Source organism: Pseudomonas triticicola, assembly GCF_019145375.1.
Lineage (GTDB): Bacteria > Pseudomonadota > Gammaproteobacteria > Pseudomonadales > Pseudomonadaceae > Aquipseudomonas > Aquipseudomonas triticicola.
The window spans coordinates 2,361,864-2,387,221 of record NZ_JAHSTX010000001.1; the positions used below are offsets into that span (position 1 = coordinate 2,361,864).

Below are 25,358 nucleotides of genomic sequence, written 5' to 3' on the forward strand. Positions count from 1 at the left end.
TCAATAAACGTCGATGTAGTCATACGGCGGATTCGGCCAGTTGTCCCTGAGCGCGTTGTAAATCTGCATCACCCAGACTTCATCGCTGGCTGCGACGTTCCCCACATAGCCGGAGCCCTTTGCCCAGGTTTCCAGGCGAAACAGCAGACCGTCGATATCCTGCCCACCGGTCACGGTGGACAGATAGGCGATGCCGTCTTTGGTCACGCGCAATTGGTTGTGTACGTCGTCACTGCCCGAGGCGAGCAATTGGCGCACTGCTTCGAGTGTGAGGCCGTCAGGGCTATTCAGATCGATCTGCACAACAGGGTCCTTGGTAAGCCGGAAAAGACCAAGTGTCGCATAGCGCTCCGCTCATGCCTAAGTCGCAGTGCCAAACGCCGCGCAAAATGGTTAACTCGAAAAACAGACATCCTGACCTTTCGAGCCTCCCATGACCAGTGTAAGCATCGACGCCGCCATCAACGCCAAATGGGCCGAAGGACACAGCTCTTACAGCCCAGGCACGACGGAAGAACTGGCGCTGATCGGCATCGATCTACTGGTCAAGGAGTTGGGGATAGAAGCGGCGCAGCATTTTATCAATCAGGTATTCGAGCGATACCCAATTGCTCAGGCCGAACAGGCGCAGTGAGAACCCGCAGGCAATCGCCTGCGGGTTGACGACTTATTTCAGACGCTTCAAGCGCTCGGTCAGCAGATCAAAGAACCCTTGGGCGTCGCCATTCTCTACCCAGAATGCATTCTTCGTTGCTTTCAGGCCGTCATACCAGTCAACGATGGTCTGGCCGAATGTCGGTCCTTCACGGCTATCCACCACGACGTTGACCGCCCGACCGGTAAACAACTCAGGCTTGAGCAGATACGCCACAACCGTCGCGTCATGCACCGGGCCACCGGGAATGCCGTAGTGCTCCATATCACCCTTGATGTATTCGTTGAGAATGTCGCCGACGATCTTGCTCGCATTGTTGTTCAGCGCGGCGATCTGCTTCAGGCGCGCGTCACTGGTCAAGATCTTGTGGGTCACGTCCAGCGGCAGATAGGTGAGTTTCACCCCGCTCTTGAGCACCACCTCGGCAGCCTGCGGATCGGCGAACAGGTTGAATTCAGCCACAGGGGTGATGTTGCCACCGTTGAAATGCGCCCCGCCCATGATCACCACTTCCTTGATGCCCTGAACGATTTCGGGTTCCTGGATCAATGCCAGAGCCAGGTTGGTCTGCGGACCGAGCATGGCAATGGTGATGCTGTGCGGTTTGGCCGATTTAAGAGTGTCGATCAGATAATTGACCGCATTTCCTTTCGCCAGGCCTTTCTTCGGTTCGTGAACCGTGACGCCTGACAAACCTTCCTTGCCATGAATGTTCTCGGCGTAGATCGGCGTGCGCATCAGTGGCTTCGGTGCGCCAGCGTAAACCGGCACGTCTTCGCGCCCTGCCCATTCGCGAGCCAGCCGCGCGTTACGCGAAGTCTTGTCCAGGCGCACGTTGCCGGCCACGGTAGTCAGCGCGCGGATATTCAGCTCATCCGGCGACGCGAGGGCAAAGAGCAAGGCGACCACGTCGTCAGCGCCTGGATCGGTGTCGATGATCAGATCGATCTTTTCCGCCGCCTGGGCGCCGGTCGCAGTTATCACGGACAAGAGCAGCAGACTCCGGATCAGTTGGTGAATTTTTTCAGCATAGCGTTGCATGGCGCATTCCTTGTGCAGGTGAAATCGGAAATCAGAATGTAACTCCGGCGACCAGAACGATGTTGCAGTACGGCTGACATTCTCCTGTACGAATGATCGCCCTGGCTTGTCGGCTCAGCACCTTGAACTGCTCATGGGTGAGAAGATCCCTACGGCCCAGCGCACCCTCTTCGTTCAACGCGTCCAGATCGGCCAGCGCCGTCGGTTGCTTGTCGAATATCTCCTTGGCCAGCACATGGCTTTCCACCTGCATTTCGCAGAGCACGACTTTCAGCGTGCTGACGAAATCAGGGACGCCATGGGTCAGCGCCAGATCAATCAATTCGACACCCGGCGGCACGGGCAAACCGGCATCGCCGATCACGACCATGTCACCGTGGCCAAGCGAAGCGATCAGTCGCGACAGCGCGACGTTAAGCAGAGGAGTCTTTTTCATGCGGGTTTGAACGCCTGTACTTCGGACATGGTTGGAATCGACGGTTGCGCACCGGCGCGGGTAACCGACAGTGCAGCGGCGATCTGACCGTAGCGGATCGCCTCGGCTTCGGATTTGCCATTGGCCAGCGCTGCGGCGAAGCCGCCGACAAAGGTGTCACCCGCCGCCGTAGTATCCAGCGCCTTCACGGTCGGCGCGGGGAAATGTTCGAAGCCGTTACCGTTGGCGAACAATGAGCCTTGCGCGCCTAACGTGACGATGACTTTGCCCGCGCCCATGGCAATCAACTGAGTGGCCGCCGTTTCTGCCGACTGCAGCGAGTCGACAGCGAGCCCGCTCAATGCGGCGGCTTCGCTCTCGTTGGGAATCAGGTAGTCGATCGAGGCAAACCAGTCTGCCGGCAAAGGGCGACTGGCTGGCGCCGGGTTGAGAATCACGGTTTTGCCCAGCTCACGTGCACGCTTGAGCGCATGTCCGACCGTTGCATCGGGAATCTCGAGCTGACAGATCACCACATCCGCGGCTTGCAGAACCGCATCAAAGCGGTCAATTACTGCCTCCGTCATTGCGCCGTTGGCACCGGCGACAATCACGATGGCGTTCTGGCTGTTGTCATCCACCACAATCAGCGCCACGCCACTTGAGTCCTCTACGACACTGACAGCCTGGCAGTCGATGTGCTCGGCGAGCAAGGCATCGCGCAATTGCACACCGTAGTCGTCATTTCCGACGCAACCGATCATCGCCACCTTAGCGCCCAAGCGCGCAGCGGCAACTGCCTGATTGGCGCCCTTGCCGCCAGACACCGTGGCAAAGGAATGACCGATCAGCGTTTCACCGCCGCGTGGCAGCCGTGGCGCCCGGGTGACCAGGTCCATGTTCAGGCTGCCTATTACCACTACATTTGCTGGCATACATCACTACTCATCAATTCGGTTTCAGCGATATTCGGTGAACACGCCGGACAGCGGCGCGGTCGATTCGCGCAGGACAATACTCGGGGTCACGATGCGTTGATCGGTGCCCGAGTCCGGCGCGGCAATTCTGCGCAACAGCACTTCAGCCGCCATCTCGCCCAGTTGCAGGATCGACTGGCCGACCGTGGTCAGCGCCGGATAGACATAACGACTCATCTGAATGTCATCGAAGCCGATCACCGACAGCTCGGCCGGCACTCGCACGTTACGTTCGGCCGCCGCACGCAGCACACCGATACCAATCATGTCGTTGCCGGCAAAAATCGCACTGGGCGGATGGCTTTCGAGCAGCCGGGCAGCGGCGTTGTAACCGCCGGTGCTGGTGAAGTCGCTTTCCAGCATGCGCTCTTCGCGTACCTCGATTCCCGCCTCTTGCAGCGCTCGGCAATAACCGGCCTGACGCATTTGCGCCACGCTGGTACTGGCCGGACCGCCGATGGTGGCGATGTCGCGATGCCCCAACTCGAGCAGGTGACGGGTTGCCAGATAAGCGCCGTATTCGTGGTCGATGCGCACCAGATCGGCATTTACACCTTCCAGCCCCCGGTCGACGATGACCATCGGCGTCTTCACGCCCGCCAGCCCTTGCGCCAGACCACTGTCACCGCCGGCGGAGGCGACGATCAAACCGTCGATGCGCTTTTCCAGCAACACACGCAAATAGCTGCGCTGCTTGTCCGGGTTGTCGTCGGAGTTACAGAGGATCACGCAATAGCCGTTGCGCTCGCAGTAATCCTCGATTCCGCGCGCCAGTTCGGCGAAGTACGGGTTGAGACTATTAGGTACCAGCAAACCGATGGTCGCGGTGGTCTTGGCTTTCAGCGAGCGCGCCACGGCACTGGGCACGTAGTCGAGACTCTTGATCGCCGCCTCGACTTTGCGCCGCACTTCCTGACTGACCGGGCGGGTATTGTTCACCACGTGCGACACGGTCGTGTAGGAAATGCCCGCGAGCGCCGCTACATCCTTGATCGTTGCCATGGTTCAGCCCCGGCGACTGGCGCGTTGACTGCGATAGGTGTCGAGCACCACAGCGATAACGATTACCGCACCGGTGATGATGCGCTTGGTCGGCTCCGTCGCACCAATCTGCGCGAGACCGGCCGCGAGTACGGAAATGATCAACACACCAAAGAAAGTACTGATCACCGAACCGCGCCCACCCATCAGGCTGGTGCCGCCGATAACCACCGCCGCGATCACTTGCAGTTCCAGGCCCGAACCTGCGTTCGGGTCAGCCGCCTCCAGACGCGAAATCTGAAACAGAGCGGCAATGCCCGCCAGCAGACCCATAAGGCTGAACACCAGAATCTTGTAGGGCTTGGGATTGATCCCGGCCAGCCGAACCGCCTCTTCGTTGGTGCCGATGCCGATCAGGTAGCGGCCGAAAACAGTGCGGGTCAAAACCGCCTGCGCGATGAAGATCACCAGCAAAGCGATGATGAACGACGGGGAAATGCCGAACGCAATCGGATTCGACAGCCAGGCGAACGCATCGCCAATATAGGCAGTGCGCGACCCGGTCATCTGATACGCCACACCGCGGGCCATCTCCAGCACGCCGAGGGAGACGATGAATGACGGAATCCGCCAGGCCACGGTGATCGAGCCAGTGATAGTGCCGGCCAGAGCCGCCACCGCCATGCCGAGCAGCGCCGCTGGCAAAACGCTCCAGCCCCAGCCGAGAATTGCAACGCTGACCGTCGATGCGGCCAGCGCGAGGACCGAGCCGACGGACAAATCGATGCCGCCGATGATCAGCACAAAGGTCATGCCCACCGCCAGCACCATGAGGTCGGGAATCTGGTTGGCCAGGGTGCTGAAGGTGTTGTACGAGAGGAAATGGCTGCTCAGAACCGAGAACAGCGCAATCATCGCCAGCAAGGCACCGGCCAGGCCCAGATAAGTACCCAGGCCAAAGAAATTGCCACTACGTTTACTGGCAGAAGATGCAGTTTTCATGGGAGATCCCTAGGCGCCGCTTCATTGAGCAACGCATCACGTTTCTGGTAGCCGGCGAAAGCGGCGGCAAGCAAATCATCCTGGGTCCAGCTGTCGCGCTCGAAGGTGTCGATCAGACGTCCCGCCGAGAGCACGCCGATCCGGTCGCAGATCAGCATCAACTCACGCAAGTCACTGGACACCACGACCAATGCCTTGCCCTGGCGGGTCAACTCACCGAGCAAACCGTAAATATCGAACTTGGCACCGACATCAATCCCGCGAGTCGGCTCGTCGAACAGCAGCACCGAACAGTCGCGCTCCAGCCAGCGGCCGATCACGACCTTCTGTTGATTGCCGCCGGACAACTCCGAAACCAATTGTGTCGGGCTCGAACTGCGGATGCGCATGGCCTCGATCTGACGCTGCGCCAAGGAGATTTCGTCGCCATTGTTGACGAAACCGCCGCTGGAGATTTCCGGCATATTGCCCAGGGCGATGTTGGCGCTGATCGACTGACTGAGCAGCAATCCTTCGCCCTTGCGGTCTTCGGTGATCAGCGCGATGCCGTTACGTACCGCATCGACTGGCGAGCGAACACTCACGACTTTGGCCGGCGAGCCGAGCGCGATGGTGCCTCTGTCGGCAGCATCGGCACCGAATATCAGCCGCAGCAATTCCGTACGCCCTGCCCCGATCAATCCGGAAATACCGAAGATCTCCCCGGCACGCACCTCGAAAGAGACGTCGCGGACTTTGTCCGAACGAGTCAGGCCTTTGACCGTCAACGCCGGAGCGCCGATCTTGCGCGGCCCCATGTCGATGTGTTCACCCAGTTCGCGACCGACCATCAAGGTGACCAGTTGCTCGCTGTTGTAGTTGGCCATCGGCTCGACGCAGACCAGATTGCCGTCACGCAGCACAGCAATACGCTGCGCCACCCGCGCCAGTTCTTCGAGACGATGAGAGATATAGATGATGGAAACGCCGCGAGCCTGCAATCGGGTGATCTGCTCGAAGAGCATTTCGACTTCGCGCGCCGTGAGCATCGCGGTCGGCTCATCGAGGATCAGCACGTGGCAATCGCCGATCAGGTTGCGCGCGATTTCGACCATCTGTTGATGACCGATACCCAACTCGCCAACCAATGTGTCCGGGTCGATCGCATCGAGGCCGACTTGCGCCATGGCTTCGATCGCCGCCTTGCGCAACTGCTTGCGACTGATCCAGCCAGCGCTGCTCGGCAGATTATCCAGAAACAGGTTTTCCGCCACCGACAGCGTCGGCAACAGATTGAGTTCTTGCATGACCATGCGCACGCCAAGCTCTTCAGCCTGGGTGCGACTGCCCGGACGGTAGTCCTTGCCGTGGAATTGCATCTGGCCGGTGGTCGGCGTGACCAGACCACCAATGATCTTCGACAGGGTACTTTTGCCGGCACCATTTTCGCCGGTCAGCGCCAGTACTTCACCGCGCATCAGCGTCAGATCGATGCCGGTGAGCACCGGTTGCGCATAGGTCTTGCCGATACCGCTGACCGAGAGGACAGCGTTCGGGGCGGAAACTGACATAGAAATCTCCATGCGCTCGCCCGGACGGACGAGCGCCGTTGTGTCGCCAGATGACTTACTGGGTGACCAGCTCGACCGGTGTTTCGATCACGCCGTTGGCACCGCTGTCGACTTTCTCGCCCTTGATGATTTTCAGTGCGGTTTCGATGCCGAACACGGCCTGCTTGGCTGCAAACTGGTCAGCAGTGGCCAGCACACGACCGTCCTTGAGCATTGGCTTGATGGCATTGATGTTGTCGTAACCGACGACCTTTACCTGCCCTGCCTTGCCAGCGGCACGGACTGCGGAAACGGCGCCGACCGCCATGCTGTCGTTACCGGCCAGCAGTGCTTTGACATCGGGGTATTCACTGAGGATCGAAGCGGCAACCTTGTTGCCCTTGTCGATCTCCCAATCACCGGATTGCAGCGAGACCACTTTGATCTGCGCGGCTTCCATCGCGTCCTTGAAACCGGCCGTGCGCGCCTGTGCGTTGGTGGTGGTGGACACGCCTTCGATGATGCCGACCTCGTCGCCCGCCTTCAGTTGCTTGGCCAGGTATTCGCCGACCAGACGTGCACCCTTGCGGTTGTCCGGACCCACGAAAGGCACGTTGATGTTTTTGCTTTTGACTACGGCGGGATCGAGCTGGTTGTCGATGTTGATCACCGTGATACCGGCGTCTACGGCCTTCTTGATCACTGGCACCATGGCCTTGGAGTCAGAAGGCGCGATCACCAGTGCATTCACCTTGGCCAGGATCATCTGTTCGACGATGCGAGTCTGGCCGGCGGTGTCGGTTTCGTCCTTGATGCCGTTGGAGATCAGATCGAAATCGGCGGAGTGTTCTTTCTGGTAGGCTTTGGCGCCGTCTTCCATGGTCAGGAAGAATTCGTTGGCCAAGGATTTCATGACCAGCGCGACTTTGGGTTTTTCTGCGGATTCGGCGAACGCCGAGGAGACAGGTAGTGCGGCGGCTGTGGCAGCCAGCATAGCGACAGCAAGAAGACGTGCGGCGAATGGCAGCTTCATGGGTTCACTCCGATCTTATGATTATTGTGAGCAACGTTTGCGCTGACGTAAGCTACGTCACGGCTCCGGGAGCACATGCCCTTCCAAGCCGCGCAAACGTTTGCGTAGACCGAACTATGAGAATCCCGCCGACATTTGTCAACAATCAGAAATCGTCTTTTGTTGTAGGCCGAATCGCTGAATTGGCAATTTGGCGCTTCAGGCAGTCGTATTGACCAAGCCGCCGCTGGTCGCGCTTTTCGACATCTCCTTGACCAACGCACCCGCCACTTCCGCCAGTGCGGCGCTGGTTTGCGCGATCTGGCCCTGAATCGACATCACTGCCTGGGACTTCGCTTCGGGAGTCGGATAGCTTGCAGCCTGAGCCGCAGCCAGTTGCTGTTGCTGCTCCTGAAGTTGCTTTTGCAATTCCTTCATCCGCTTGAGCAACGTCTTGACTGTGATGCTGAGATTGCTGTCAGCCTCGGTTTCACTGTTTTCCTGCACAGGACCACCACCGGTTCTGACCTGATTCTTCTCAGTCTTCTCGGTACCCAGCGCCTGCGCCGATGCCTCATTGGTCGCATCGTTCAGGCTGTTGATCGTGGCTGCAGTTTTACCGCCGATGGTGACTGCAGCGGGATTGGCAAAACCGACCGTCAGTGACATGTGAACTCCTAAGATTTGGTTTCCTTGAGGACGCATCGGCTTGGGAGCACATTTCTTTAGCGGGGATTTGTCACCCGCCTGGCTTTTCAGAGATTGCCTATCGGCGAGCCGAACAAGAATCCTGCTGTCGTTCGGAATCCCGGATGGATGGGTTCTCAACGGTGCGCCACCCCTCGACAAATATTGATTTAAATCATCGAGTTAAACATTTTCCGCCAGCACATTACGCATGGTATGAATCCTGCTCCCTTCCGTGCACCTCGAGCATTCAGATCGGCTTGGGGCGCATCTAGATGAACCTGCATCAGCACCGTCTCACGACTAGAGAGAAAAATAATGAAATCTGCTTTCAATACCTTGATCCCGGGCACATTGGCCCTCCTCCTGCTCCTGCCTGCTGCCCTCCAGGCAAAAGAAGTCGAAACCCAGACCAAACTGGCCAACGTCGTTGTTCTCGCCACCGGCGGTACCATCGCCGGCGCTGGTGCCAGTGCCGCCAACAGCGCCACCTATCAGGCAGCGAAAGTCGGTATCGAACAACTGATCGCCGGTATCCCTGAGCTGAGCAAACTGGCTAACGTGCGCGGCGAACAAGTCATGCAGATCGCTTCGGAGAGCATCACCAACGACAACCTGCTGCAATTGGGTCGTCGCGTTTCCGAACTGGCTGACAGCAAGGACGTGGACGGCATTGTTATCACCCACGGTACCGACACCCTCGAAGAAACCGCTTACTTCCTGAACCTGGTCGAGAAGACCGACAAGCCGATCATCGTCGTTGGCTCGATGCGTCCGGGCACTGCCATGTCGGCAGACGGCATGCTCAACCTGTACAACGCCGTCGCCGTGGCGAGCAGCAAGGAAGCGCGCGGCAAAGGTGTACTGGTGACCATGAACGACGAGATCCAGTCCGGTCGCGACGTCAGCAAAATGATCAACATCAAGACCGAAGCATTCAAAAGCGCCTGGGGTCCGCTGGGCATGGTGGTCGAAGGCAAATCCTACTGGTTCCGCCTGCCGGCCAAGCGTCACACCATGGATTCGGAATTCGACATCAAAAACATCAAGAGCCTGCCTGACGTAGAAATTGCCTACTCCTACGGCAACGTCAGCGATACCTCCTACAAGGCACTGGCGCAAGCCGGCGCCAAAGCTATCATCCACGCCGGCACGGGCAACGGTTCGGTATCCTCTCGCGTGGTTCCATCCCTGCAAGCGCTGCGCAAGGATGGCGTGCAGATCATTCGTTCATCCCACGTAAACGCCGGCGGTTTTGTCCTGCGTAACGCCGAACAGCCTGACGACAAATACGACTGGGTTGTCGCTCACGATTTGAACCCGCAAAAAGCCCGCATCCTGGCGATGGTCGCGCTGACGAAGACCAACGACAGCAAAGAACTGCAACGGATGTTCTGGGAGTACTGATTGTCCTTCGCCTGATCACTTCTCGATCGGGCAATTGCGCACCACCTGCCAGCTTGGCAGGTGGTGCGCCGCTGACACCCTTCAAGCTTTTTTCCCACAAAAAACTTGCCGAGTCCTACACCAAAACCGGAAACCCGCTGTCAGAGGATTTTCTTGAATTTTAAGCAGTTGCGAAATGGCTTACAGTTAAATACTGTATGCACGTACAGCTTAATAAGGATAACCTCGTGGCCACCTCTCCTGCTGCTCCTGACGCTTACGAACGCATGGGTATGCGCGTTCAGAAAATCATCAATTCCCCCACCGCACAAAAAGCCAAAGCCGCACTGATTTTCCGTTTGCCGGATGAGCCAATCGACGACTGGGAGCGCTTGCTCGAGGAAATCGACGAGAACGACAACGTTACCCTCGCTTATCGCGATGACGGTGGCGTGCAGATTTTTTGGGTTGTGCCGAAGGAAGATTGATTCAATGAGTGTCCGCTGTGTTGCTTTGCTGTTGTTGTTTTTCGCCACGGGTGCCCAGGCTGGCGCCCCACGTACATTTTCCGAAGCCAAGAAAGCCGCGTGGAAACTTTATGCGCCGCAATCCACCGAGTTTTACTGCGGCTGCAAGTACACCGGAAACAAGGTTGACCTGAAGGCTTGCGGCTATGTGCCGCGCAAGAATGCCAAGCGTGCATCGAGGATCGAGTGGGAGCACATCGTGCCGGCGTGGCAGATCGGACATCAGCGGCAGTGCTGGCAGCAAGGCGGACGCAAAAATTGCACGCGTTACGATCCGGTGTATCAAAAGGCCGAAGCTGATTTGCACAATCTGGTGCCGAGCATTGGAGAGGTCAACGGTGACCGCAGCAACTTCAGCTACGGCTGGTTGCCGGTGCAGTCCGGCCAGTACGGTTCCTGCCTGACGCAGGTCGACTTCAAGGCCAAGAAGGTCATGCCCCGCCCTTCGATTCGCGGCATGATCGCCCGCACGTATTTTTATATGAGCAAACAATACGGACTGCGTCTGTCCAAGCAGGATCGGCAGTTGTACGAAGCGTGGGACAAGACCTATCCAGTGCAGGACTGGGAACGTCAGCGCAATCAGAGCGTGGCATGCGTGATGGGGCGCGGCAACGAGTTTGTCGGCTCGGTGAACCTGGAAGCCTGCGGCTGATTGCAGCACAAACAGAAAGGCCTCGAGCGTTAAGCTCGAGGCCTTTTTCATGTCCGGCGTTCAACCTGCGCTCAAGACGCTTCGTTTATGGCGTGAGCGGATGCTCAATCACCACCGACTCGATATTTTGTTTCTTGGCTTTTACCAGCGCCGCATCGACCTGCACCTTTCGCGCCTCGGCGTCAGCTTGGGAATGGAACGGACCGATCAGAATTCGTGTTTTACCGTTGCCGTCCTTGACGACCGTCGGAACGAAAGCATGCTCGATCAACCAGCCGCTCAGATCACTGACGGCCTGAGGAGTTTCGCCCCGAACTTCCAGATCCCACTGTGGCGCGGCGGCGGCCGCCGGCGCTGCCGCGACCTTCGCCTCAGGCTTCGGCGCATCTACATTCTTGCCTTCACCGCAGCCTGCCAATGCCAGTGCCGCTACCAGCCAAACCAATTTGCGCACAACGCTTTCCTCGGAATTCGTAAAGCCGCGATCTTATCATTCAAAAATACTTCGCGAGCCCCGCAAAATGGGCACAAAACAACGAGAATGATGATTGCAGCCTCTGTATAGTTACGCCCTGGGAATTAATGCCGCTTCTGCGCGTCAGAAAGAGGCACCCAAACCGTGAGACTTCGCACTAATCTATAGATACCACCGACCTCTGCACTGTCTGAATCAGGTGCCCTACAAAGCAATCAAGGAGAAGACCATGCTGATACTCACCCGCAAAGTCGGTGAAAGCATAAACATTGGTGATGACATCACGATCACCATCCTCGGAGTCAGCGGCCAACAAGTCCGCATCGGTATCAACGCTCCGAAAAACGTGGCAGTGCACCGTGAAGAAATTTACCAACGCATCCAGGCCGGCCTGACCGCTCCGGACAAGCCACAAACGCCCTGAGCCACTTTGCATTACGTAGCCAGTCCTATTGCCGTCGCGCAAGACTGGCTAAAGATTCACGCGCCGTTTAGCCATCCGCATTTCACCCCGCTGGGCACGGCGCCTGAAGCATGCTGACTCCTTTCACTTGCCCCTCCCTCCTTTCTTGCGCCGATATTACCTTTCACTCCTGGAGCTGGCTGTCGGACGTTTCCGATAGAGCACGGAGAATTTCGCCTTCTAAGCGAATATCACGCCACGCGCCATGCCTGTCGCCGCGACCATCATCAGGATCAGCAGCAGCGCTTCAACATGACTGATTCGCGCGTACAGCTTCGCACGTCCGCTATCAAGCGCTGCACCGCGCGAGGATGCGATGCGCCATTTGATCAGCGTGATCATCGGTGCAAGCTCCATCAGTAGTATCAGCAAGAACAGCGTCATCTTCAGATGAAACAGCGGCTGATGCAGGTAATAGTCAGAGCCTTTCTCGTAACCACCAAACGCACGCATCGCTCCGGTGACAAGCAGCGTCAAAGCTGACAGCCCCCAAAGGTTATCCGCGAGCAGAACACGCTTGACCTCTCCCGTACCCGCCAAGAGTTGACTGAACGCTCTGCCACGCGTCAGCACTGCCCAGAAAGCCAAGGCAAACGCGAAGAGATGAACAGCCGCAAGAACCCACTGACTCAGCATCGAGGCACTCCTTTATAAGAGCTGGAAATCGGCCACTCAGTAGTAGACGAAAAAACGGCGCCTCGCTTGGAGGTGATGGAGGGATAGACGCCCAAACGCTAAATCGCAGGCAAAAAAAATCCCAAGCAGCTGATGGAAGCTTGGGATTTAAAAATGCATAAACCGTGGTGGTGAACGCGGAACGGATGTTACTTAAATTCCCAACATGCAACAAGGCTTTTTCGACAACCGGTTGGAGAAAAACAGCTGTAAGCCTTTGGATATTCAGCTGTTTTAAACAACGAAATGGCAGAAGAGCGCACCAAAATGGCGCTTGATCATTTTGTGCAAACGGTAATGAATGGAAAGCTGATCAGAGCGAAGCGGAAATGATCGGGAACAAGCGTTGCGCAAATCGCAGACACCAAAAAAGGGCTCACCTTTCGGTGAGCCCTTCCAGACCGCCCAGCGGAGCGGATTTTGTTTGGTAGGCGCGATTGGACTCGAACCAACGACCCAAACCATGTCAAGGTGACTACGGAACACGCGTAACTATTGATGCGAAAAGGAACAGGCTCAAATCAGCAGGGTGAAAAATCAACGTTATCCGCTACAAGATTCAACAACTTAGCGGTGTATTTTCCTACAGTGCTTTGCCCTTCCACGGCGTTCTGCCGACAAAAGACCAATCTAAAATCCTACAGTTCGTCGCCTCACCCTCGCTCACCCTACACGCCTCAATTACTGTATATACAAACAGTTCTCAGTAAGGCATTCCCGAGGCCCCCCCTTTATATACAAGACACCGACGATTGGCTCGGCAACCCGACCCCGCTCGAACCTGTCGGCACCAGCTGCGGATGTACGAGAACGAATTCGAAGCGCTCACCCTCAAGCTGGAGCGAGCACTGGAAAATGTTCAGGGCTTGGTGCGTGACAACGATGCGTTCACGCTGGAGAGGAATTCTCTCGGGTTGAGTTAACAGCTGCCAGGACTGCGGCGGCCGAGGCTGACCGGCGAACGAACGACATCACGATCAAAACCAACTGGGAACTGATGGCGAAAAACAGGCACATCTCACACCTGGCTGCAGAAATCAAAAAGCTGAAAGGCGAGAATCCTTTCGCTCCCTCCTTCCCTCATCAGCGGGACATTTCCTGAACGTACGCTTGGCACGCCTGCAATGCGATCAGTCCACGGTCGCCGGTGTCGGTGATGGCGATAATTCGTTGAGCATGCGCTGGGTCAAGTCTGGCGCGTACGGCTGCATGATCCACGCCGCCGGCCCCGGTGGCTTTTGGCACGTCACAGCCACTGGCTGAATCCGCGTCGATGAGGACTGACAGCCGCAGATCAGCAGTGGCAAGGCGATCACGCAGGCGATCTTGGTCACGTTGGGCATCACTCAATTTCCTGTAATGATTTTGCTCGCTGGCCGCCAGCTTCTGCTCGAGCGCCAGCCGCTTGTCCTGCTCGGCCTTCTGCGCATCGGCGCCGGCTGTGGCAAGTTGATTCAGCGTCTCGCCATTGAGCCTGGCCTGCTCGGCGAGCTGCCGGCCGTAGCGTCAGTCCTGAAACTGCCAGGCGCTGCCAAACCCAGCGAGAACCAGCGCCCCGAGAAGCCCTCACGGAACGACCATCACGGCACATCCTTGAAGAAGACGTGGTGACCGAGCTTCAGCGTCTGCTTTGCCTTCGCCGCCCAGGCCGGCGCCTTGATCCTGGTGGCGTAATAGTGGGTGGCGCCGCCGGTGGGATCCGGTACCTTGCCGTCGATCACTTGGTCGGCCGCGACCCGGCACTGCGCCAGCTCGCGGACGGGATCTGCTTCACGCCGATCAGGAACTGATAGTTCGGGTCGGTTTTGTTCCAGCATCTGAACTGCCACGGCTTTTGGCAGCCGCCGGCGTAGCCTTCCACCCGCCATGACTTTTCCTTTCCATCGAATACGCGGTTGCGGATCGTCCAGGCCACGGCGATCTGGCCGGCAGTGCCTTCACCGCGAGCCTCCCCCCATAGCGTGCGGGCGAAGATGTCGCGTTCTTTTACGGTTGCAGTCATCACTTTTCTCCAGGCAAAAAAATACCCGCTCGATGGCGGGCTGATTAGGGCGTCGAAATGAATTGTATCAAAGGCGGTATATTCAGATAATAGCAGGATACAATCATCCTAAAGCGAAACTCTGATAGGTATAACAAATGCGACAAGAACGCATTGAGTGGATAGATGCTTTAAAATTTGTCGGAATATTTTACATTTATCTAGGACATATGGGACCGCCAGCTGGAAAAATATTCACATTCGTCTTCACCTTTCACGTTGCATTATTCTTTTTTATATCTGGCTGCTTCGCCGATTCAGGAAAAAACAAAACAATATCGTCCTTTATCGCTGCCAAATTTAGACAGCTAATGATTCCCTATTTCATTTACTCCGCAATTTCAATTTGCGTATACATTTTATCAACACCGGACAGCTCTGAATTCACAAACCTTATGGGCTATCTTACCGATGCAGCGCTAGGGGTTAGAAACCACACTATTTACGCACCGGCACTTTGGTTTTTACCATGCATTTTTATCACATCAATAATATTCAGACTCCTACAAAGTTTAAGTCCAAAAAAATACATTATACCGCTAATAATATTAGCTTATCTTACAGTTAACTTATACTCATTTAATTTTTTCCCAATGTCTCAGCCTGCTCTATGGCTCAACATAGATAGCGCCCTTTACTACATAATATTCTATTGCTTGGGTTGGTTATCGATAGATAAAATAAAAACGACCAATTGGGCGATATCCTCAACAAACCCTATAGGAATCGTTATTTTCCTCCTACTATCGACACTATGCTCCGTGGTTTTTATAAAGGGAATTGGATACCCACTAAAAACACTAGACATCCCAATGCCGCTTATATTCCGAACCCTATTCAACATCGGAATAGTGGTGCTAATCATCATATTCCACTTTTTTATAGCCAATGCAATCTCTGGAATCCCAATGGTTAACACGTTGGGCAAAGACACACTAACTCTGTGCGGAACCGAAACAATCACCAAATCTATTTTGTCAGCTAGCGCAACAACTATAGGCCTAAGCTTAAATATTTTCAATGGCTTCTCGGCTGTAGTCTTTACAACTGCAATGCTTGTCTTTTCCTATTACGCGGTGCTACCTATCAAAAACCACATTACAAAGCATCATGCCCTGAACAAATTTGGTAGCCAAGCCAAGAGACCAGACACAAGTGTAGCTTCATAAACCTGCAATACCCGCTCTGCTTTTAAAAATTTACTAGCAGACCTTCTATTTTGTGAGCTAGCAATAATCGAGCGTAATTAAATTTTAATGCAGAGCGAAGCGCGGGTTCTGGCTCGGCGGTCAATGGAGATTGCAGGAAAACTACAGCGAGAACCTCCGCGCTGCCATTGACCAGGAGATGACAGCTCCGGCCTATCCGCCTGCGCGCCCTGAATATCCCGAGTTCGACAAAGCGCTCAAAGCTCCTGCGATCCAGTAAATCCCCCTTCAAAGACATCCCGCTGGCCATTTATTTGTAGGAGATTCGCCATCGTCCAAGGCTTCGCTTTCATCTATATTGCACGATTGTGCCAAACCATTTAACCACGCCTTGCTCAGCTCAACAGCCAAGGTGGAAAGGACTCGTAAATGACAAACAATAAGATCGACGGAGTGCCCGTAGGGTTACTGGAAAGTATCGTGGGCCTTTTGCAGGAAACGGGAGCATGGGCTCTTGCCGACGAGACGGCGATGCTCTTGCCTGGAAACGGCGGCACGCAAAAATCCATCTATTGCAAGCTGTGCAAGGGGCGCGGAAAAATAACGGAGAGCTATTCGCGATCCGATTCCTGCACGTCTTGCAAGGGCACCGGCCGCGTACTCCTCGCCCCCTCTACCTGATCGCCTAAATTTGGCGGGCACAATCTGAGCGTCAGCTCCCGCGCCCGCCGCAGCATCGTTTAAGCAATCCCCCATTCCCCTCTTCAAGTCAGCCGCTATAGCGGCAAGGATACCTATGCGCCTGAAGAAAGCTGAGCGCGAGCAAGTGCGGCTGAAATACGGCGCGCACTGCGCCTAATGCGGCGTGCTTCTGGGCGACCGGTGGCACGCCGATCACCTGGAGCCGGTTATCCGGGTCGCCGATGAGCGTGTTGCGGAGAAGATAGATAACCACACCCCATCACCACCTTCTGTCGCCACGCGCGGCATGGAGCATCACAATGGCAAGAATTCTGGCCCATATCATGGTCAAGTTGCCGCGCCCGGTTCACCTGAAGATCACCATGGGCGCCGCGCTGCGTGAAGTCGTCGGCGAGTGCCTGCGATCGCCGTTGGTGTCGCCCTACCTGATCCACTACAAACCGAAGGCGCGGCGCCGTGAACAGATCGACGCGAAAGATCACTGGACCTCGGTGACGCCGGACTATCTACCAAGGAGTTCAGTAAGGCCCGCGACGCGGCGCACGCTTATGACCATGTTCCCGCCGGTGAGCGCCCCACTTTTCACCAGATCCGCGCTTTAGGTGCGTGGCTGTACGAGCAGCAGAACTTTCCACAGGAATACATCCAGGCGCTGCTAGGCCACGCGGACGAGAAGATGACGAAGCACTATCAGGAGGGACACGGCGACAAGACGATAGACTACGTTGAGGTGAGCGCCGAACTGGCGTTCTGAGGTGGGGTTTTGCAAAAGTTTTGCAAATCGCAAACAGCAAAAAGGGGTCACCGTTTCCGGTGACCCCTCTAGACCGCCCAGCAGAGCGGATTTTGTTTGGTAGGCGCGATTGGACTCGAACCAACGACCCCCACCATGTCAAGGTGGTGCTCTAACCAACTGAGCTACGTGCCTGCTGTGAGGCGGCATTCTACGGAATTCCGGAGGGGTGTCAACACCTTTTTTTCACCTAACCCTATGAATATGCAAAATATTTAATTTCGGCTCAGCGACGAAGATTTCTCGGTGGCTGGCGGAGGTTTTTCAACTCGGGTAGGATCGACGCACTCGTAAAATATATTAAACAGAGGCGGCAGGATGGCGAACACCCAATACCCAGAGTCTTATTACGCTGCGTCGGCCAATGCCGTGCCACCACGTCCTGTGCTGCAGGATGATGTGGAGACGGACGTCTGTGTGATCGGCGCCGGGTATACCGGGCTGTCGTCCGCCCTGTTCCTTCTGGAGAACGGTTTTCGCGTAACCGTGCTGGAAGCGGCGAAAGTCGGGTTTGGCGCTTCGGGCCGAAACGGTGGGCAGATCGTCAATAGCTATAGCCGTGACATTGATGTCATCGAACGCACCGTCGGCCCCAAGCAGGCGCAACTGCTCGGTGAAATGGCCTTTGAGGGCGGGCGGATCATTCGTGAGCGGGTGGCCAGATACAACATCCAGTGCGACCTGAAAGACGGCGGTGTATTCGCTGCCCTTTCCGCCAAACAAATGGATCACCTGGAATCACAGAAACGCCTGTGGGAACGCTTCGGCCACACCCAGCTGGAATTGATGGATCAACGCCGCATTCGCGAAGTGGTGGGTTGCGATCAGTACGTCGGTGGCATGCTCGATATGAGCGGCGGCCACATCCATCCGCTGAATCTGGCGCTCGGTGAAGCGGCGGCAGTCGAGTCTCTCGGCGGCACCATCTATGAGCAATCTCCCGCCGTGCGCATTGAGCGCGGCGCCAGCCCTGTCGTACATACGCCGCAAGGCAAGGTCAGGGCCAGGTTCATCATCGTCGCCGGCAACGCCTACCTCGGTAATCTGGTACCGGAACTGGCGGCCAAATCGATGCCTTGCGGTACCCAGGTGATCACCACCGAGCCACTGGGCGATGAGTTGGCGAATGCGCTATTGCCGCAGGACTACTGCGTAGAGGACTGCAACTATCTGCTCGACTACTATCGCCTGACCGCCGACAAGCGCTTGATCTTCGGCGGAGGCGTGGTTTACGGCGCTCGCGATCCGGCGAACATCGAAGCGATCATCCGCCCGAAGATGCTCAAGGCCTTCCCGCAACTCAAGGATGTGAAGATCGATTACGCCTGGACCGGCAACTTCCTATTGACCCTTTCGCGCTTACCGCAGGTCGGGCGCCTGGGCGACAACATCTATTACTCGCAGGGCTGCAGCGGTCACGGCGTCACCTACACGCACTTGGCGGGCAAGGTCCTCGCCGAAGCGTTGCGCGGTCAGGCCGAGCGCTTCGATGCCTTTGCCGACCTGCCGCACTATCCCTTCCCCGGCGGGCAATTGCTGCGCACACCGTTTGCCGCGCTGGGCGCCTGGTATTACGGGCTGCGCGATAAGTACGGACTATAAACACCATTGTGGCGAGGGGATTTTTCCCCGTTGGGGGTGCATAGCGCCCCCTCTTGAGCAGGAGGGGACTGCTGCACAGTCCAACGGGGATAAATCCCCTCGCCACAGTAGATTCAGCAAGGCTTGGGATCAGAGCTGATCCCGAGCGATCCCGCTGCGAATCCGCAGGATATCCGCCAACACCGCCAAGGCAATTTCCGCAGGGGTCTTGCTACCAAGGTTGAGGCCGATTGGCGCATGAATCCGCGCCAGCTCTGCCTCACTCAAGCCACCAATGCGGCGTAAGCGCTCGAAGCGTTTTTGCGACGTCTGCAGCGATCCCATCACACCGATGTAAAACGCCTCGGTGCGCACCGCTTCCATCATCGCCAGATCGTCGATGCGCGGATCATGGGTCAGCGCCACCACCGCCGTGTCGCGATGACAACCACCGTCGGCAATGAACACCGAAGGCAACTGCCGACGGATCTCCACGCCATTGAGCACCACACCTTCAAGCACTTCATCGCGCGGGTCGCAGAGAATCACTTCGAAGCCAAGCCCCACCGCGAACTCGGCACAGGCCTGCGCCACACTGGAGTAACCGGCGAGCAACAAACGCTGTGCTGCACCGACACGAATGCGCACCCGATCAAATTCACGCTCGATCCGCGCGCCCTGCTCGCGATCAGCAAACAGAGCGCGCGTACCGCTGGCCAGATCGACTTCGCGAAGCAGACGACGCTGCCCCAGCAGCGCCGATTCCAGTTCACGCAGATGCGCCTGCACCGCGCAGTCGGCGTCAAGCTTCTCAACCAGCACATCGAGAATCCCGCCACAAGGCAGGCTGACCCGCGAGCGCGGATCATCGCCTTCGCCGTAACGCACGACGCTTACTGCTTCGAGAAACGCACCTTCGGCAACGCGCTGAAGAAAATCCTCCTCAACGCAACCGCCCGACAGCGAACCGATCCACTCCCCGCCTTCGTTCACCGCGAGCAGCGAACCCGGCGCGCGCGGTGCCGAGCCGTAAGTGGTCAGCACCGTGCACAGCCAGATTCGCTGCCCGGCCACCGACCATTCCAGCGCCCGACGCACCACTTGCAGATCGAGATGCTGCATATCAGTGGGCCTTGTGCTCGACGCTCGGCGCGTCGGCTTGCAGCTTCTGCACTTCGCTCACCGCCAGTTCAGCGCCCTGCCCGCCCCAACCCTGACGCAGGTAGTTGAGCAGATCGGTCAATTGCTCAGGACTGAGCTTTTCAGCAAACCCCGGCATCGGCTGCATGTGTTCGAACCCGGAGAACTTCTGTTCGCCGATGCCATCCTCGATCACTCGCAACAGGTTGCGCGGATCTTCCAGACGCAACGTCGTGTTGCCACGCATGGCCACTGCAATGTGCGGTTTGCCTTCACCGCCAACCGCGTGACAACCGGCGCAGACGTTCAGATATTCCTGACGGCCGCGCTGAGCACTCGCGCTGAGCTTGTCGAGCGGCACCTCGACGAGCTCTTTGGCTGGCGGCGGTTGCTCGCCAAGGAGGAACGTCGCCATTGCCGCCAGATCAGCATCGCTCAGACCTTGAGTGCTGTTGTGAAACACCGGGAACATCTCGTTGAACATCGTCCCTTGCGCGCTCATTCCGTGCTTGAGAAACGTGCTCAGATCCTGCTGATTCCAGCCGCGCGCGGCCAGGTCGGTGGCCAGCAGGCTCGGCGCCAGATAACCGTTGAGGATGCCGCCGGTCATGCGCTTGTCCATTTGCATCGCGCCGGGCAGGCCGCGTGGCGTATGGCATTCGCCGCAATGACCAAGGACGTCGACCATATACTGGCCGCGCTTCCACGCTTCACTTTTGCCCTCGACCGGTTCCAGCTTGACATCTTTGCCGTAGAGCATGTTCCAGCCGGTCAGGCCCAGACGCACATTGAACGGAAAGCTCAGGCTGGTCACCGGTGCGCCGCGCTCGATCGGCTCGATGGTTTTCAGATACGCGTGAATCGCATCGGAATCGGCGCGCGGCATCAGGTGATACGAGGTGTACGGCATCGCCGGATACAGATTCGCACCGTCGCGCCGCTTGCCTTCGGTCAGCGCAGCGAAGAACTCGTCATCGCTATACAGACCGATGCCGTGCTCTTTGCTCGGGGTGATGTTGGTGCCGTAGATCGTGCCGAATGGCGAGACGATGGGCAGGCCGCCGGCATAGGGCGCGCCACCCGGTGCGGTGTGGCAAGCCATGCAGTCAGCGGCGCGGGCGAGGTATTCGCCGCGCTTGATCTGATCGTCGGCGTGGACCGCCAAAAGCGGCGCAGCCAGGCCGACCGCAAAAGTCAGGCGGGTCAGTAAATGCTTCATGCTCAACCCTCCTTGACCAGGCCGAGATCGGTCAGCACGTTGCGCGTGGCGTTGTAATAACGCACGTACCCGGTGCAGCGGCAGACGTGATGACCGAGGCTGTCCTCGATCACCTGTTCCAGCTTGCTGTGTACGGTTGGCTGACGCTGCAGCTTCTCCACCAGCACGGTGGCAGCGTTGACGAAGCCTGGCGCGCAGTAGCTGCACTGGAAGGCAAACTCGTCGACGAAGCGCTGCTGGATCGGGTTCAGCTCGATGACCTGGCCTTGCTCATCGCGAGTGGCGTGACCTTCGATGGTGCGGACTTTCTTGCCCTCGAAGTAATGCGCACCGGTGATGCAGGTGCGCACTTCTTCGCTGGTGCCGTCGGGGTTATCGACGATCACCACACAGGCGTGGCAGATCCCCTGACCGCAACCCAGCCGCGAGCCGGTGAGGTTTTTGTATTCGTGCAGGTAGTCGATCATCGGCAGGTCATCAGGGATGTCCACCGGGCCGACGGATTGACCATTGAGGGTCAGTTGAAGCGGACGGTTAGCCATTGAGGGCCTCCTTGATGCGCGCAGCAGTGATGGGCAGGTCGCGAACACGTTTGCCGATGGCATGCGCCACGGCGTTACCGATGGCACCGACAATCGGGATCATCACCACTTCGGCGATGCCCTTGGACGGATCGCTCGGCGACAGCGGCGGCAGGATCTCCGCAGTCTGCTTCCACACCGCTACGTGACGGGCCATCGGCAGACGGTAACGGTTGAAGTTCCAGTCACCCTCCCCCGGCCCGCCTTCGTACAACGGCATCTCTTCCATCAGCGCATGACCAATACCCATGGCGATACCGCCTTCGAGCTGGCCCTTGACCAACTCTTCAACCAGCACGCGCCCGCACTCGATCCAAGAATGGTGGTTGAGCACCTGAACCTCCGCCGAGCCTTTGTTGACCTTCAGCTCGACCAACGTGGCGACCGGGCTGTAATAGGTCACGGCAGCGTTGTTCAACTGCACTACCGGGTAGTTGACGTTCTGCCGATCGAGCAGGTGGAAGCCAGCACTGTTCATCTGTGCTTTCTTTGCTTGTGGTGCGCCATCGCCGTATTTCACCGCCAGACCGTCGAGCGGCAAGCGCTCGCGCACGCCGTCGATGCTGTATTCAGCTTCGGCCCAGCTCCAACGGTTGAAACCGTGCACCGTAGCGCCCGTCACCAGCCCGCGTTCGTGGGCGCGCTTGGCCAGCTCTTCGAAACTCAGCGGCTGCATGCCGTTGGCGGTCAGCTTGCCATCGACCCAATGCGCATCTTCGCGGCGCACCACGTAAGGGTTGGCCTGGCCGCCGTACGGCCCCTGACGCCAGATCTCCAGCGCCGCCGGCCACAAACCATGATTGAACAGCACACGCGCCGCTTCACGGGTCGCATGGCTGAAGTAATAGGCGGAGTTGGTCGCCGAAGACGCCGACGCCAGCTTGCCGACCCAGCGCGGGTTGCGCAGCAGATTGTCCTGCTCGGCCTGGCTCATGATGTAGGGGTTGCCGCTGGTGATCAGCTGCATTTCCTGCCATTCGGTTTCGCCGGTCTTCACCTCATGCGCGGGGCTGCCGAGGAAATCGGCGACGACCAAGGCTTGCGAGGTGGACATGCCGGTACCGATTTCGATACCGATGTGGCGTAGGGTGATGCGCCCGTCAGCAGTGAATGCGATGCTGGCCATCGGCGCTTCGGAGCCAGTGCCGAAGTCTTTCTGGCAGATGGCGAAACCGACGCCGTACCAGTTATCCGGGTCTGCCGCTTCACGTTGCTGCTTGATCGCGTCGCGATTTTTCCAGACCTCGTGCACCGAAGCCTTGTCAAGAATTTCGTGCAGGCGCAACGCACCGGCGGGGATTGCACCCTGGGTGTTTTTCATGCCGGAGCGCAGGGCATTCCTGCGGCGCAAATCGATGGCGTCGACACCCAGGCGACCGGCGATCTCGTCGACCATCATTTCGGTGGCCGCCATGCTTTGCAGAGTGCCGTAACCGCGCATCGAACCCGCCTCGACCGCGCGCGAGTGATACGCGGTGACCTGCAGATCGTTCTGCGGCATGTAGTAGATCGACTGCGCAGCCGTGGCGCCAACCGCCGCCACCGATGGGCTGTAGTTGACCCGACCGCCGCCGTCGACGCTCATTTCCGCGCGGAAAATCTTGAAGGTGTAGTCATTTTTGTCCACGGCCAACTGGTAGCGGATGTCGAACGGGTGACGCTTGATGCCGCTCTGGAACTGCTCGTAGCGGTCGTTGGCCAGACGCACCGGCACACCGGCGCCGTACAGCGCAGCCAGGGCTGCGTAGTAGACAAAAATGTTGTGGTCTTTGGAGCCATAGCCGACGGTATAGCCCGGGTGCATGTTCAAGTTGGCCAGGCCGAAACGCGACGGCCCGATCATCTTCGCGGTCTCGGTCGCGACTTCCAGCGGGCATTGCGTCGCCACGACGAAATGCAGGGTTTTGGTTTTCGGGTCGTACCAGCCGTTGCCGTTGTCCGGCTCGAGGGCGGCCGGTTCGATCGACGGGGTTTTATAGCGCTCGTCGAACACCAGCCAGTTATCCGGCGGCGTGTCGATTTCCTGCTTCATGCGATCGGCGTAGAACAGGCCGCGCTCGGTGAGGTTGCCATGCAGGTTCGGCGATGCATTCCACACTGGACGGCGGTTCTTCAGCATCGGGAACAGGATCGAATCCTTGAGGCTGGCGAACTCGTCTTCGTCCGCCGAGGTTGCGCCGCCAACGCGCACGTAGCGGAAGCTGCCGTAGGGATCACCTTCATAGAACGGCACTTTGGCGCCGTAACGAATCGCTTTGTCATTGAATTTGAGTTGATTCTTGGCCTGACGGAAACGCTCGAAGTCGTTCCAGATCAGGATCGCTACCGGGTGACCGATGAACATCGGCACTTTGCCTTCCGGCAGCAACGGATCAGGCGCGTGCTCTTCGGGGAAGACGATACCGTCTTTGTCCAGATCGGCAGCGGTAACGATGCGGTCCGGCTGCAGATCAGCGCCGAGCCACGACAGATCGTAGCCGGCGTAGATGCGGTCAGCCTTGATGGTTTTCAGCAGCATCGCGTGGCCCTGTTGCTCAGGCCAGCCGGGCATGTCCTTGGCGCGGATGTCGCGGGCGAAGACCTTGCTGCCACAGACCTTGGAAAGCGCATCGTTGCGTTGACGCGCCTTGCCGTTATTGCCGAGCCATTTCTCGGACGGCACGGTGACGCTGTTTTCCATCAAGGCAGCCAGCGCCTGACTGCTGAGCGGCGTAAGCGTAACGCTCACACCCGCCACCAGCCCGCCCTGGAGGAACGAGCGCCGGGATATTTCACGGTTGGACATGGATCATCCTCTGGGCGGTTATAGGTCCGCCCTTGTGGTTATCTACTGGGGATCTCGAGTCGTGCAGAAGCTCTTTCTGGCGAAGCAAAGAGCTGTGTTGACAGTGCAAAGCTGACCGAAAGGTTAACTTTAAAGGTTTCTGCGCCCGCAGCAAACAACCAGTTACAAAAACCTGACTAAATAATCAAAAAAATCAATGCGACGTGGCACCGCATCCGATCCGCCGAGACGATAGAGCGTGCCTATGGTGGATTGAGCCTCCTCGCGAAAGCGATTTTCAGGCAATACAGATTTTGAATGTGCAGACGCTTTCGCGAGCAGGCTCGCTCCCACAGGAATTTGCATTGGCTTCAGGAGCGAGGAATAGGAATAACCAAATTTCAGACACAAAAAACCCCGGTCTTTCGACCAGGGTCTTTGCTATCGATCCGATTCAGCCGATGGCTGGTTTCGGCGCTTCAAGGCGTTCAGCGATCCTTGAAACAGATATGGCGCAGCGGACGGGACTCGAACCCGCGACCCCCGGCGTGACAGGCCGGTATTCTAACCGACTGAACTACCGCTGCGTATCGCTTTGAGCTTGCGCTCAAGTAACTCTTTTTGATTGCCGGCTTCGGTGCCTGGCAATCGCGAACCAGATGAATCTGACTCGTAAAATATGGCGCAGCGGACGGGACTCGAACCCGCGACCCCCGGCGTGACAGGCCGGTATTCTAACCGACTGAACTACCGCTGCGCGTCGGTGCAGGCACTTTCAGCCTACTCTCTTGCTTGCGCAAGCTTCTCGGGAGTGGTGGGTGATGACGGGATCGAACCGCCGACATTCTGCTTGTAAGGCAGACGCTCTCCCAGCTGAGCTAATCACCCGTTTGCATCTCCGAGGCCGCG

24 protein-coding genes, 4 tRNA genes and 2 pseudogenes are annotated in these 25,358 nt (G+C 57.6%); 9 read left to right on the top strand and 21 right to left on the bottom strand.

Annotated features, from left to right (window positions below):
* The gene (locus KVG85_RS10570) at positions 1-303 is read right to left on the bottom strand and encodes a hypothetical protein (protein ID WP_217863810.1); all 303 of its coding nucleotides are present in this window, start codon (positions 301-303) and stop codon (positions 1-3) included.
* Positions 304-433: 130 nt separating this feature from the next.
* Between KVG85_RS10570 and KVG85_RS10575 the strand changes: the two genes are divergently transcribed.
* On the top strand, positions 434-634 hold the full coding sequence (locus tag KVG85_RS10575) for a hypothetical protein (protein ID WP_217863811.1): 201 nt from the start codon (positions 434-436) through the stop codon (positions 632-634).
* A gap of 33 nt (positions 635-667) precedes the next feature.
* Here KVG85_RS10575 and KVG85_RS10580 read toward each other — a convergent pair whose 3' ends face one another.
* The 8 genes from KVG85_RS10580 to KVG85_RS10615 form a co-directional block, all read right to left on the bottom strand.
* Entirely contained in the window at positions 668-1,696 is a 1,029-nt protein-coding gene (locus KVG85_RS10580) for a nucleoside hydrolase (RefSeq protein WP_122506433.1), read from the bottom strand.
* A gap of 31 nt (positions 1,697-1,727) precedes the next feature.
* Positions 1,728-2,132 carry a D-ribose pyranase gene (rbsD, locus tag KVG85_RS10585; RefSeq protein ID WP_122506434.1) on the bottom strand — a complete coding sequence of 135 codons (405 nt, stop codon included), beginning with the start codon at positions 2,130-2,132 and terminating at the stop codon, positions 1,728-1,730.
* A complete protein-coding gene (rbsK, locus tag KVG85_RS10590) occupies positions 2,129-3,046 on the bottom strand; it encodes a ribokinase (RefSeq protein WP_217863812.1) in 918 nt (305 codons plus the stop codon). Before rbsK ends, rbsD begins: the two co-directional genes overlap by 4 nt.
* 24 nt (positions 3,047-3,070) lie before the next feature.
* Positions 3,071-4,090 carry a LacI family DNA-binding transcriptional regulator gene (locus KVG85_RS10595; RefSeq protein ID WP_160768807.1) on the bottom strand — a complete coding sequence of 340 codons (1,020 nt, stop codon included), beginning with the start codon at positions 4,088-4,090 and terminating at the stop codon, positions 3,071-3,073.
* Between the two features lie 3 nt (positions 4,091-4,093).
* Positions 4,094-5,071, bottom strand: coding sequence for an ABC transporter permease (locus tag KVG85_RS10600; RefSeq protein ID WP_016774040.1), 978 nt, complete (start codon positions 5,069-5,071; stop codon positions 4,094-4,096).
* Positions 5,068-6,621 (bottom strand): sugar ABC transporter ATP-binding protein, encoded by a 1,554-nt coding sequence (locus tag KVG85_RS10605; RefSeq protein ID WP_217863813.1) that lies wholly within the window; start codon positions 6,619-6,621, stop codon positions 5,068-5,070. The genes KVG85_RS10600 and KVG85_RS10605 overlap by 4 nt, the downstream gene beginning before the upstream one ends.
* A gap of 55 nt (positions 6,622-6,676) precedes the next feature.
* Complete coding sequence (locus KVG85_RS10610) at positions 6,677-7,633, bottom strand: sugar ABC transporter substrate-binding protein (RefSeq protein WP_024012403.1); 957 nt, start codon at positions 7,631-7,633, stop codon at positions 6,677-6,679.
* A gap of 198 nt (positions 7,634-7,831) precedes the next feature.
* Entirely contained in the window at positions 7,832-8,281 is a 450-nt protein-coding gene (locus KVG85_RS10615; protein WP_217863815.1) for a hypothetical protein, read from the bottom strand.
* Between the two features lie 336 nt (positions 8,282-8,617).
* Between KVG85_RS10615 and KVG85_RS10620 the strand changes: the two genes are divergently transcribed.
* From KVG85_RS10620 to KVG85_RS10630, 3 genes are all read left to right on the top strand, one after another.
* Positions 8,618-9,706 carry an asparaginase gene (locus KVG85_RS10620; protein WP_217863816.1) on the top strand — a complete coding sequence of 363 codons (1,089 nt, stop codon included), beginning with the start codon at positions 8,618-8,620 and terminating at the stop codon, positions 9,704-9,706.
* 197 nt (positions 9,707-9,903) lie between these two features.
* Positions 9,904-10,173 carry a DUF1654 domain-containing protein gene (locus KVG85_RS10625; protein ID WP_217863818.1) on the top strand — a complete coding sequence of 90 codons (270 nt, stop codon included), beginning with the start codon at positions 9,904-9,906 and terminating at the stop codon, positions 10,171-10,173.
* Between the two features lie 4 nt (positions 10,174-10,177).
* On the top strand, positions 10,178-10,867 hold the full coding sequence (locus tag KVG85_RS10630; protein WP_217863820.1) for an endonuclease: 690 nt from the start codon (positions 10,178-10,180) through the stop codon (positions 10,865-10,867).
* An 85-nt stretch (positions 10,868-10,952) separates the two neighbouring features.
* Here KVG85_RS10630 and KVG85_RS10635 read toward each other — a convergent pair whose 3' ends face one another.
* Positions 10,953-11,321 (bottom strand): SPOR domain-containing protein, encoded by a 369-nt coding sequence (locus KVG85_RS10635; RefSeq protein WP_217863821.1) that lies wholly within the window; start codon positions 11,319-11,321, stop codon positions 10,953-10,955.
* A 250-nt stretch (positions 11,322-11,571) separates the two neighbouring features.
* Between KVG85_RS10635 and csrA the strand changes: the two genes are divergently transcribed.
* The gene (gene csrA, locus KVG85_RS10640; protein ID WP_003179932.1) at positions 11,572-11,766 is read left to right on the top strand and encodes a carbon storage regulator CsrA; all 195 of its coding nucleotides are present in this window, start codon (positions 11,572-11,574) and stop codon (positions 11,764-11,766) included.
* A 219-nt stretch (positions 11,767-11,985) separates the two neighbouring features.
* Here csrA and KVG85_RS10645 read toward each other — a convergent pair whose 3' ends face one another.
* From KVG85_RS10645 to KVG85_RS10655, 3 genes and pseudogenes are all read right to left on the bottom strand, one after another.
* Entirely contained in the window at positions 11,986-12,441 is a 456-nt protein-coding gene (locus tag KVG85_RS10645) for a DUF2214 family protein (RefSeq protein ID WP_217863822.1), read from the bottom strand.
* 1,122 nt (positions 12,442-13,563) lie between these two features.
* Positions 13,564-14,031 (bottom strand): annotated as a pseudogene (locus tag KVG85_RS10650) (lysis system i-spanin subunit Rz).
* Between the two features lie 29 nt (positions 14,032-14,060).
* A pseudogene (locus tag KVG85_RS10655) lies at positions 14,061-14,482 on the bottom strand (cell wall hydrolase).
* Between the two features lie 137 nt (positions 14,483-14,619).
* On the opposite strand from KVG85_RS10655, the gene KVG85_RS10660 reads away from it, so the two are divergent.
* The 3 genes from KVG85_RS10660 to KVG85_RS10670 all read left to right on the top strand — a co-directional run bounded on the left by KVG85_RS10660 (position 14,620) and on the right by KVG85_RS10670 (position 17,125).
* Positions 14,620-15,690 (top strand): acyltransferase family protein, encoded by a 1,071-nt coding sequence (locus KVG85_RS10660; protein WP_217863823.1) that lies wholly within the window; start codon positions 14,620-14,622, stop codon positions 15,688-15,690.
* A gap of 408 nt (positions 15,691-16,098) precedes the next feature.
* Positions 16,099-16,350, top strand: coding sequence for a hypothetical protein (locus KVG85_RS10665; protein WP_217863824.1), 252 nt, complete (start codon positions 16,099-16,101; stop codon positions 16,348-16,350).
* 502 nt (positions 16,351-16,852) lie between these two features.
* A complete protein-coding gene (locus KVG85_RS10670) occupies positions 16,853-17,125 on the top strand; it encodes a tyrosine-type recombinase/integrase (protein WP_225926792.1) in 273 nt (90 codons plus the stop codon).
* Positions 17,126-17,222: 97 nt separating this feature from the next.
* Here the strand turns inward: KVG85_RS10670 and KVG85_RS10675 are convergent.
* Positions 17,223-17,299 (bottom strand) — tRNA-Val (locus KVG85_RS10675).
* Positions 17,300-17,482: 183 nt separating this feature from the next.
* On the opposite strand from KVG85_RS10675, the gene KVG85_RS10680 reads away from it, so the two are divergent.
* Complete coding sequence (locus KVG85_RS10680; RefSeq protein ID WP_217863825.1) at positions 17,483-18,766, top strand: NAD(P)/FAD-dependent oxidoreductase; 1,284 nt, start codon at positions 17,483-17,485, stop codon at positions 18,764-18,766.
* Positions 18,767-18,895: 129 nt separating this feature from the next.
* Here KVG85_RS10680 and KVG85_RS10685 read toward each other — a convergent pair whose 3' ends face one another.
* The 7 genes from KVG85_RS10685 to KVG85_RS10715 all read right to left on the bottom strand — a co-directional run bounded on the left by KVG85_RS10685 (position 18,896) and on the right by KVG85_RS10715 (position 25,337).
* Entirely contained in the window at positions 18,896-19,867 is a 972-nt protein-coding gene (locus tag KVG85_RS10685; protein WP_217863826.1) for an XdhC family protein, read from the bottom strand.
* A 1-nt stretch (position 19,868) separates the two neighbouring features.
* A complete protein-coding gene (locus KVG85_RS10690) occupies positions 19,869-21,104 on the bottom strand; it encodes a c-type cytochrome (RefSeq protein WP_217863827.1) in 1,236 nt (411 codons plus the stop codon).
* Between the two features lie 2 nt (positions 21,105-21,106).
* Positions 21,107-21,646, bottom strand: a complete 540-nt coding sequence (locus tag KVG85_RS10695; RefSeq protein WP_217863828.1) for a (2Fe-2S)-binding protein — start codon at positions 21,644-21,646, stop codon at positions 21,107-21,109.
* The gene (locus tag KVG85_RS10700; RefSeq protein ID WP_217863829.1) at positions 21,639-24,470 is read right to left on the bottom strand and encodes a xanthine dehydrogenase family protein molybdopterin-binding subunit; all 2,832 of its coding nucleotides are present in this window, start codon (positions 24,468-24,470) and stop codon (positions 21,639-21,641) included. The genes KVG85_RS10695 and KVG85_RS10700 overlap by 8 nt, the downstream gene beginning before the upstream one ends.
* 489 nt (positions 24,471-24,959) lie before the next feature.
* Positions 24,960-25,036 (bottom strand) — tRNA-Asp (locus KVG85_RS10705).
* A gap of 93 nt (positions 25,037-25,129) precedes the next feature.
* Positions 25,130-25,206: transfer RNA gene (locus tag KVG85_RS10710), tRNA-Asp, on the bottom strand.
* Positions 25,207-25,261: 55 nt separating this feature from the next.
* Positions 25,262-25,337: transfer RNA gene (locus KVG85_RS10715), tRNA-Val, on the bottom strand.
* Positions 25,338-25,358 lie beyond the last annotated feature (21 nt).

Coding starts and splice junctions, on each gene's coding strand:
- KVG85_RS10575 (WP_217863811.1), top strand. CDS start 434: ATGACCAGTGTAAGCATCGACGCCGCCATCAACGCCAAATGGGCCGAA.
- KVG85_RS10580 (WP_122506433.1), bottom strand. CDS start 1,696: ATGCAACGCTATGCTGAAAAAATTCACCAACTGATCCGGAGTCTGCTG.
- rbsD (WP_122506434.1), bottom strand. CDS start 2,132: ATGAAAAAGACTCCTCTGCTTAACGTCGCGCTGTCGCGACTGATCGCT.
- rbsK (WP_217863812.1), bottom strand. CDS start 3,046: ATGCCAGCAAATGTAGTGGTAATAGGCAGCCTGAACATGGACCTGGTC.
- KVG85_RS10595 (WP_160768807.1), bottom strand. CDS start 4,090: ATGGCAACGATCAAGGATGTAGCGGCGCTCGCGGGCATTTCCTACACG.
- KVG85_RS10600 (WP_016774040.1), bottom strand. CDS start 5,071: ATGAAAACTGCATCTTCTGCCAGTAAACGTAGTGGCAATTTCTTTGGC.
- KVG85_RS10605 (WP_217863813.1), bottom strand. CDS start 6,621: ATGTCAGTTTCCGCCCCGAACGCTGTCCTCTCGGTCAGCGGTATCGGC.
- KVG85_RS10610 (WP_024012403.1), bottom strand. CDS start 7,633: ATGAAGCTGCCATTCGCCGCACGTCTTCTTGCTGTCGCTATGCTGGCT.
- KVG85_RS10615 (WP_217863815.1), bottom strand. CDS start 8,281: ATGTCACTGACGGTCGGTTTTGCCAATCCCGCTGCAGTCACCATCGGC.
- KVG85_RS10620 (WP_217863816.1), top strand. CDS start 8,618: ATGAAATCTGCTTTCAATACCTTGATCCCGGGCACATTGGCCCTCCTC.
- KVG85_RS10625 (WP_217863818.1), top strand. CDS start 9,904: ATGCACGTACAGCTTAATAAGGATAACCTCGTGGCCACCTCTCCTGCT.
- KVG85_RS10630 (WP_217863820.1), top strand. CDS start 10,178: ATGAGTGTCCGCTGTGTTGCTTTGCTGTTGTTGTTTTTCGCCACGGGT.
- csrA (WP_003179932.1), top strand. CDS start 11,572: ATGCTGATACTCACCCGCAAAGTCGGTGAAAGCATAAACATTGGTGAT.
- KVG85_RS10645 (WP_217863822.1), bottom strand. CDS start 12,441: ATGCTGAGTCAGTGGGTTCTTGCGGCTGTTCATCTCTTCGCGTTTGCC.
- KVG85_RS10660 (WP_217863823.1), top strand. CDS start 14,620: ATGCGACAAGAACGCATTGAGTGGATAGATGCTTTAAAATTTGTCGGA.
- KVG85_RS10665 (WP_217863824.1), top strand. CDS start 16,099: ATGACAAACAATAAGATCGACGGAGTGCCCGTAGGGTTACTGGAAAGT.
- KVG85_RS10680 (WP_217863825.1), top strand. CDS start 17,483: ATGGCGAACACCCAATACCCAGAGTCTTATTACGCTGCGTCGGCCAAT.
- KVG85_RS10685 (WP_217863826.1), bottom strand. CDS start 19,867: ATGCAGCATCTCGATCTGCAAGTGGTGCGTCGGGCGCTGGAATGGTCG.
- KVG85_RS10690 (WP_217863827.1), bottom strand. CDS start 21,104: ATGAAGCATTTACTGACCCGCCTGACTTTTGCGGTCGGCCTGGCTGCG.
- KVG85_RS10695 (WP_217863828.1), bottom strand. CDS start 21,646: ATGGCTAACCGTCCGCTTCAACTGACCCTCAATGGTCAATCCGTCGGC.
- KVG85_RS10700 (WP_217863829.1), bottom strand. CDS start 24,470: ATGTCCAACCGTGAAATATCCCGGCGCTCGTTCCTCCAGGGCGGGCTG.